This window comes from Sphingobium lactosutens DS20 (assembly GCF_000445105.1).
GTDB lineage: Bacteria > Pseudomonadota > Alphaproteobacteria > Sphingomonadales > Sphingomonadaceae > Sphingobium > Sphingobium lactosutens.
In genome coordinates this window covers 46,246-53,691 of record NZ_ATDP01000099.1, presented here as the reverse complement: position 1 = coordinate 53,691, position 7,446 = coordinate 46,246, and the positions used below count along the sequence as shown (strand labels likewise).

Genomic DNA, 7,446 nt, shown 5'->3' with positions numbered 1-7,446 from the left:
GGCCCAGTCGGCCCGAAGCTGCGATTTTGGCCAGGTTGAAGAACGAACACTGAACGCTTGATTGATTCTACCAGGACCGTTGCTGACCACCGACCTCGTAGATATCGGCTTCCATGGAGCAATTGTAGCTCTCTGCGATGTTGAACATCTCGGAGAGGAGGCTTTGGATTTCCTCATCAAGGGAAATGCCATCCGGATCGGGGTCATAGGCGACGGTCAGTTTGTAATCACAATTGCCGTTTTTTACCATGGCGTAGTCGCGTTCCAGCATCGCCTCAATCCGCTCCCGAGCGGGTTTTCTACCTCTTCCACGCTTGTTGAAGTTCTCGATAATCAGATGCAGGGCGATGCTGGCAGTGGGCGGCTTTTCCGGCAGTTTGGTCTGTGACGGAATAATGTCGAGCGCCCGATAGACGGTCATTCGTGAGACCTTCAGGTCGCGGGCAACGCGGGCCTTGCTGGCGCCGGCGGCAAGGCGACGGCGGATTTCATCGTCATCGACGTTCTTCTTCCGGCCTTTGTAAACGCCTTCGGCGCGCGCCGCTTCGATCCCGGCGCGCTGACGATCCTTGATGAACTTCAGCTCCATATCGGCGACCATGCCGAGTATGGTGATGACCATTCGCCCCATGTCGCCCGCCGTCGTCACCTCTGGCTCAAGGATGCGCAGCGAAGCTCCCTTTTCATCAAGCTCATGCACCAGGTTCAGGACATCGCGCGTGGAGCGGCCGAGCCGGTCGAGCCGCAGCACGACCAGCTCGTCGCCGGTGTGCATAAACTGCATGATCGTTTCCAGTTCCGTGCGCCCGCTCCGCGAGGCCCCCGATCCGGTCTCGGAACGGATAATTTCGCAACCTGCATTCTTGAGGCGGCCAATCTGGATATCCAGATCCTGGTCCGTGGTGCTGACGCGGGCATATCCGATACGAGCCAAGTGCAAAATCCGTCACATTAGGGTGGCTCTTGCAGTGTATCGTCACATTGAGCGCAAACCCACCCTTTTGTGACAGACGAATGGTGTCACTCGGCCCTATCACTCTGGGGTGTACCCAAATGTTATAGGCCGATCAGCCGCCTCACGCTGCAAGCCGTCCAAAATCAATCCGGTCGTTCAGGTCGAGGTCGAAGCGGCCATAAGGGTTCACATGACTGTAGATCAACGGCGTGAGACCACGATAATCTTCCGGCGTCATCCGCCCCGCCCACTTCGGCTCAACCAGTACGGTCTGAAGCATGCGGGTGTTCACATACACCAGCGACGCTTGCAGGAGGTGTAGCGCCAGAACGGAGATTTCCTGCTCATGGATGCGGTTGGTGGCGATCTCGCCGCCCTTGCCGAAGAACACGAAACCATTAGCGCCGTTCCAGTTCTCAACCACATTCAGCCCTTCGTGGATCTCGCGGCGGAATGCCTCCTGACGCAAATACCGGCATAGGAAGATTGTTTTGACCGCGCGGCCGAGTTCACTCAGCGCCTTGTAGGTCGGGTGCATCACTTCGGCTCTGGCAAACCGGAGCAGGATCGCTTCCGGATCGGCGGTGCGCGATTGCATGGCAGCGGCATATTTGACCATTTCGTCATATTGTTGCTCGATCTCGTCCCAGTCGATCGGGCTGGAGAGGATCGGCAGTAAATTGGAAAGCCGCGTGCGCATGCCGGCTTGGGGAAGGGCCAGTTTCTGGCGTGCCACTGCTTTCAGCCGCGGGGCAAGCTCAAATCCAAGGAGTCGGCAGAACGCAAAGCCGACTGCGCTCTGGCCGTGGCTATCGACGTACTGGCGCTGGATTTCCATGTCGGTGCAATGGCGTAGCACGCCTTCGATCATGGAGGCGACCTCCGAGGAAGAGCACCGCTTGAGCTGGGAATAAACGCAGGTCGCGCGCTTCTCCACATGCCAGTAGATCATGACGCCACGGCCGCCATAGCGGGCGTGCCATTCCGTCATCAGGTTGCGGTCCCACGCGCCGAACTTCGTTGAATCGGACGCGCATGCCGTGCCCGCATCTCCCCATACTGCGGCATTGCGGATTGCCAGTGTCGCGTTTGCTACCCGCGCGCACGCCTCCCTCAGCGCTGGCGCGTGGATGAAACGGCGATGGACATGCAGCAATTCCTCGTAACTGACATCGGGTGTTGCGCCAGCGACCCGCTTGAGCCCGGCGTTCGTGCCCAAGCCATAGAGACACAGCAAAAGACGCTGAGCCAAGGCTGCTTTCGACAGGGTAACCCGCGAGGCCGACGTTTCGAAAGCATCCATCAATCCCGTGTCCAGAGCAGCCTCTTTCAACACGTCCAGCAGTCCGGTCATCGGCCAGCGCTGACCGATCTCGCTTTTGATCGAAGCGAGACCCTTCGGTTCGGGCAAGGGCTTGAACGGTGTAATCGATATCCGGTTGTCGCCGCGCCACAGGAGCCGGACCTTGTCGTTTTGTGGAATATTGGCATTGAGGAGCAACAGTTCCCGTTCAAGCTCCTCCCGGATCGAGGCGCAAAACGCCTGCGCATCTGGCGTCAGGCTGAGGCCGGAATAGTACGCATCTCGCCTGATCTCGAAGTCCTTGGGAAGATCGTCATCGGGATTGCGATAGCGATCCGCCCCGACCACCCAGATTTCTTTGGAGCGGATGCGGTCGCGCAGTTGCGTCAGGACGCAAAGCTCATAGCTGATCCGGTTTACCCGCCCATCGTCATCAATGACGGAACTGCGCCATCGCGCTGGAATCACCTCATCGATCGGAACATCCTGCAATGGCACGAAGCGGCATCCGCCATCCACCTTGCTCCTGATCCAGTCGAGGGCCGCCAGGACCGGCCGCCACACCGCGTTGTTCGACCGGAACTCAAGTACGGAAAGCAGGCTTGGCAGCATGCGCCGGTAATGATTGGCCCAGGAACCACGCATCACCTTGTAGATGCGCCGGTCCAGAGCGCCCTTCGCATGGCTCTCCTTGACGATCGCCGCCAGCTTGGCCTTACCGGCGATCGGGAAAATGACATCGCAGATGCGCCCCGATGGTTCATTGATCGAGGCGCTGGCGATCTCGACCAGCAGGCGCTCCTTTCCATAGACCCGCTCGATGTCTTTCGCGATATCGCCCACCACCTTGCGTTTCGAGCGCGTTCCGATCTTGTGAACGGTTTCGATCAGCAGGTCGATCATCGCGTCAGTGAGTTGCGCCTCCCGCGACATTAGATAAATCGCATAAAGGCCGAGCTGTCGCGCCGGCGCATGCCGGCGCATCTCCGAGGCCTTTTCACCGGCAACGCGGCGAACAATCTGATCGACCCATGGCTTGCCCGTAGCCGTCAGGAGATCATGGGGAAGATCAAGTCTCTGGATAAAGGCGAGTTTCTCGGTCACGTCGAGAATGTTGTCGAGCGTTGCCTGTCCGGCGTCACCCTTCATCCTGTTGAATCCGGTCGAGCTGTCCGGATCGGCAAGCGAGGCTTCCAATAACGCCACCGCATCTGACGAAAGCCGATCACTGGCTCCGATCAGCCAGGTGTCCAGATAATCTTGCCGTTGTGAGCGAACGACACGTTCAAGCTCCTTGCGCGACGGCCCATAAATACGCCGGTCCCGGCACCACAGGAAAACATGCTCAAGCATGGCATTGATCGACTGGCCGCCCGGGCACAGCTCGCCAGCAATCCATTCCGTCAATTGCGCGCGATCCACCCGCTTCATGCGGTGATATCCAAGATGGATCAGGATCTCCGCACAATGCCGTCGTGCTGTCCGACTGGAAAAGTCATAACCGGCTATCTCGCCAGCCTCGACACCGAGTTGCTCGGCCAGATACGAGAGGCCATCGGTAGGGATTGAGCCGGGATCGATCGCGAAAAACCCCAGGGAAGCGAAGAATTTCAGCTGTGCGGCGAGGCCAAGGCGCGTCAGGGCCGGCTTCGAATTTACAAAATCAATATCGGCAAAGCTCAGGCTCCATCGTCCGATCAAATCCCCGCCCGGAATACTCCGATCCATCAACCCACTCCCTATGATGGAGCGAACTGTCCTCTTCTATGATTTCCATCGTCAATACCGAATGCCACGTTCCCAAAACGTTCTCCGACTTGGCCAAAATCGCAGCTTGGGGCCGACTGGGCCATAAAGCTTGCTGATGAGGTGGAACAGCAACTGCCCTCCGGAGCGGGCGAACGGCAGATAACCGAGCTCGTCGAGCACGATCAGGTCGAGCCGCGACAGCTGCGCCGCCAGGGTCCCGCCCTTGCCGATCCGGGTCTCCTCTTCGAGGCGTGTCACCAAGCTGGCTGAACAGCAGGCTCGCCGCTCTTCGGCCTGATTTGCGTGCAATGCATCGTCGCTGCTCGATAAGCCTCATGCCCGAAAGCAAGTCCTGAATCCGAAGAGCACTTGCAGCCAGCAGTGACTGGGGACACGATCCCACCCTGATCATGGATCGGTTTAGACCGAGGGTGGGCACGGAACATGGTCTGCCAGGAATGTTTTCAGGGAGCATGACAACTGCTCGCCGCGCCCATCTGCTGATCACGCTCGTCCTTGCCGGCCTCCTCGTCGCGGAGCTCATCGTCCTGACCTATCGGGGGCGGTGGCTTCACAGCTTCCTTGTGGTCTGCCTGCTCGTATTCACCGCCGCACCGCTTGCGAGGCGTCTTCACAGCGGAGCCGCCCTGATACCATCCGAGATACACCTGGTCGGCGTTCTTTTCGCCTTTGCTTCCATTTTTCTGGGCGAGGTGCTCGACTATTACGAACGCATCTGGTGGTGGGACGACGCCCTGCACGCAACCGCCGGGCTGCTACTTGGCCTGGTCGGCTTCATGCTGGTCTATGCGCTCAACAAGAACGAGCATGTCGACATGCAGATGCCGCCTGCCTTCATCGCCATGTTTGCCTTCTTCTTTTCGATCGGCGTGGGCGCGCTTTGGGAGATCTTCGAATATGCCATGGACAGCTTCGCCGGCTTGACCATGCAGAAGCCGACACCCGGCGATCCCACGGGATTGTCGGACACGATGACCGATCTCATCGTCGATGCGGTTGGAGCGGCCGCCGTATCTCTGGCTGGCTACCGCTATATGCGGCAACCGCGCAAAGCCTATCTCGATAGCTGGGGCCGGCGTTTTATAGAGAAGCATCCCCGTTTGTTCGAGCGCTAGTCCGTGGCTTGCTTGTAATGATGGGGTTCTACGGCGCCGCTCCTGGGCTTGGCCATAATCAGGCATCGTATAGGCCAGGGTCGCACGGTCGTCCCCTCCCATGGTCAAGAGATCCAGCATGAACCTGGGTGAGACGACCTGACCTTTCCTGCCGACTCCCGACATCCTATGCTTATCGACAGAAACACACCATTTCTCCGCGAGAGTTTCACCATTCGTCATGAGCCGCAGCGACGTTCACTTCGGTTCGCCATGCGCCATCACTTCCGATGAGAGCCGCTTCATGGCGGCCATGGGCCAGCTTATCGGCGGAGTGCCGGTTGCAGCGGACAGCATCGCGACCCTGCCATTGAGCACGGGCGCTTACGCCATCTTGCTCCGCCTGGACGAGAAGGTGGTCTTTTCCCGCCGATCCGGCTCCGATAGCTTCGAGCCCGGCTGGTACGTCTACGCGGGGAGCGCCTACGGCCCCGGAGGCCTGCGCGCCAGGATCGCAAGGCATCTGAAGCGCAGCAAGACGCTTCGCTGGCATATCGATCACCTGACCTCAGTAGCCGCCACCGCGCAAGCCATTGCGATAAAGGGCGGCAACGAGTGCGCGATCGTCGGCACTCTCATCGGCTCGGGCTTGTTCGTCTGCACGGCCAACGGCTTCGGCGCGAGCGATTGCACGACTTGCCAATCGCATCTGTTACGACCGGCGGCCGGTTGACGCACAATTGCGGCTCCCGATAGATTGCGCGCATGCGCAAGGCCGGCCTCCTCTCTGCAGTCGTCATCCTCACCGCGGCGTGCAGCGCGGCGGCGGGCGGCCGGTCATCGATCGCCGCTGCGGCCGGACGGGACACGCCCGCGTCGCGCGGAGCCGCTTTCGCGCGCGCCCACTGCGCCGCCTGCCATGGCGTCGGCGAGGGCAGCTCGCCAAGACCGGAAGCGCCAAGCTTCGAAGCGGTTGCGAACGCACGGGGTCTGACGCTCGACACCCTGAAGCCCTGGCTGCGCGATTCGCACAATTTCCCCGAAGTGATGAAGTTCGAGATCGCGCCTGGCCATGTCGATGACCTCGCCGCCTATATTTTGACGCTGCAAAGCGCGGATTACCGGCCGCCAATCCAGTAACTCCGGACGTCACCCGCGCCTGGCTTTGCTGCCGATGCAACCTGCCTGGGCGCCTACGTATATCCCACAAATGAAGCTGGCTCTCGGGGCGGCTACAACTCGTCGCGTGAGCCAAATGGAGGACGGGAATGCCGATCAGGGATCTTCTCGCGGTTGTCGATACCGGCGAACAGGACGGGCAGTTTCTGGAAGACGCGATCGCCTTTGCCGCTTTTCATGACGCCCGGCTGTCCTTCGTCGTGCTCTCGGCGATGCCCGCGGAAACCTATGCGCTGACAATGGGGCCGCCTTACGTCTTCCTCGACGATTACGCCGAAGCTGTCAGCGCCAAGGAGGCGCGGATCGCCAAGGCAGCCGGCGCCGCACACATCGAAGTGCGCACGATCTCCGATCAGCCGGCCGTGATCTTCTCGAAGGCGGCCGTCTATGCGCGCTATGCCGATCTCGTGCTGTTTGGTCCCAGAAGCGCCTATGAGCATCCGCCGATCCGCCGCGAGACAATCGAGAGTATTCTGTTCGCTTCCGGACGGCCGGTCCTCGTGCTCCCGCAAGGTCACCGCCCCGGCGCGGTCGACCATCTGGCGATTGGCTGGAACGCCACGCGTGAGGCGACGCTCGCCTTGCGGGAAGCCAAGGCGCTGGCCGAGCCCGGCGCGAAGATCGACGTCCTCGTGCTGAACGGCAAGCCTAGTGAAAAAGGCCATGGGTCCGAGCCTGGCGCCGACATCGCACGGCATCTCGCTCGCCACGGCTTCGATGCCAATGTGGTCGCATTGTCCCGCGGCGACGGCTCGGACGCCGAGGCACTCATCCGCGGCGCGCGGGAGCATGGGGCGGCGATGCTGGCGCTCGGAGCCTATGGGCACTCGCGCCTGCGCGAAATGATCCTGGGCGGCGTGACCCGGGACCTCATCGACGGCGCTGAGATTCCGCTGCTCTTCGCTCACTGACAAGACCCCCCGCCCCGGAGCTTGTCGGCGTTTTCGCCACACGCTCCGGAGCCTGACCCCGCCGCCTCTCGAGACCCCCCGGCGGCGGGGTCGCTTATTCTTCCTGCAAGACCGCAGCTGCCTGCGACGGCGGACCCGATGGCCGCCCGCACGATCTGTTTGGTGCCACTCGCGTCAGCTGCCTCGCTCCCGCTCCGCGGCGGCGATGACAGCAATCGTGCGGACGAAGCTGTC

6 protein-coding genes and 1 pseudogene are annotated in these 7,446 nt (G+C 60.9%); 4 read left to right on the top strand and 3 right to left on the bottom strand.

Going from position 1 to position 7,446, the window contains the following annotated elements; translation table 11 throughout:
* Nucleotides 1-67: 67 nt before the first annotated feature.
* From RLDS_RS45995 to RLDS_RS56055, 3 genes and pseudogenes are all read right to left on the bottom strand, one after another.
* Entirely contained in the window at nt 68-934 is an 867-nt protein-coding gene (locus RLDS_RS45995; RefSeq protein ID WP_006953933.1) for a recombinase family protein, read from the bottom strand.
* Between the two features lie 142 nt (nt 935-1,076).
* Nucleotides 1,077-3,986, bottom strand: a complete 2,910-nt coding sequence (locus RLDS_RS45990; protein ID WP_021224283.1) for a Tn3 family transposase — start codon at nt 3,984-3,986, stop codon at nt 1,077-1,079.
* A gap of 87 nt (nt 3,987-4,073) precedes the next feature.
* Nucleotides 4,074-4,268 (bottom strand): annotated as a pseudogene (locus tag RLDS_RS56055) (ATP-binding protein); the annotation flags it as partial.
* Between the two features lie 212 nt (nt 4,269-4,480).
* On the opposite strand from RLDS_RS56055, the gene RLDS_RS45985 reads away from it, so the two are divergent.
* From RLDS_RS45985 to RLDS_RS45975, 4 genes are all read left to right on the top strand, one after another.
* The gene (locus tag RLDS_RS45985) at nt 4,481-5,143 is read left to right on the top strand and encodes a hypothetical protein (RefSeq protein WP_020820417.1); all 663 of its coding nucleotides are present in this window, start codon (nt 4,481-4,483) and stop codon (nt 5,141-5,143) included.
* Nucleotides 5,144-5,363: 220 nt separating this feature from the next.
* Nucleotides 5,364-5,855, top strand: a complete 492-nt coding sequence (locus RLDS_RS45980; RefSeq protein WP_031298600.1) for a GIY-YIG nuclease family protein — start codon at nt 5,364-5,366, stop codon at nt 5,853-5,855.
* Between the two features lie 32 nt (nt 5,856-5,887).
* Entirely contained in the window at nt 5,888-6,262 is a 375-nt protein-coding gene (locus RLDS_RS0128550) for a c-type cytochrome (protein ID WP_020820414.1), read from the top strand.
* Nucleotides 6,263-6,390: 128 nt separating this feature from the next.
* The gene (locus RLDS_RS45975; protein ID WP_021227189.1) at nt 6,391-7,212 is read left to right on the top strand and encodes a universal stress protein; all 822 of its coding nucleotides are present in this window, start codon (nt 6,391-6,393) and stop codon (nt 7,210-7,212) included.
* Nucleotides 7,213-7,446 lie beyond the last annotated feature (234 nt).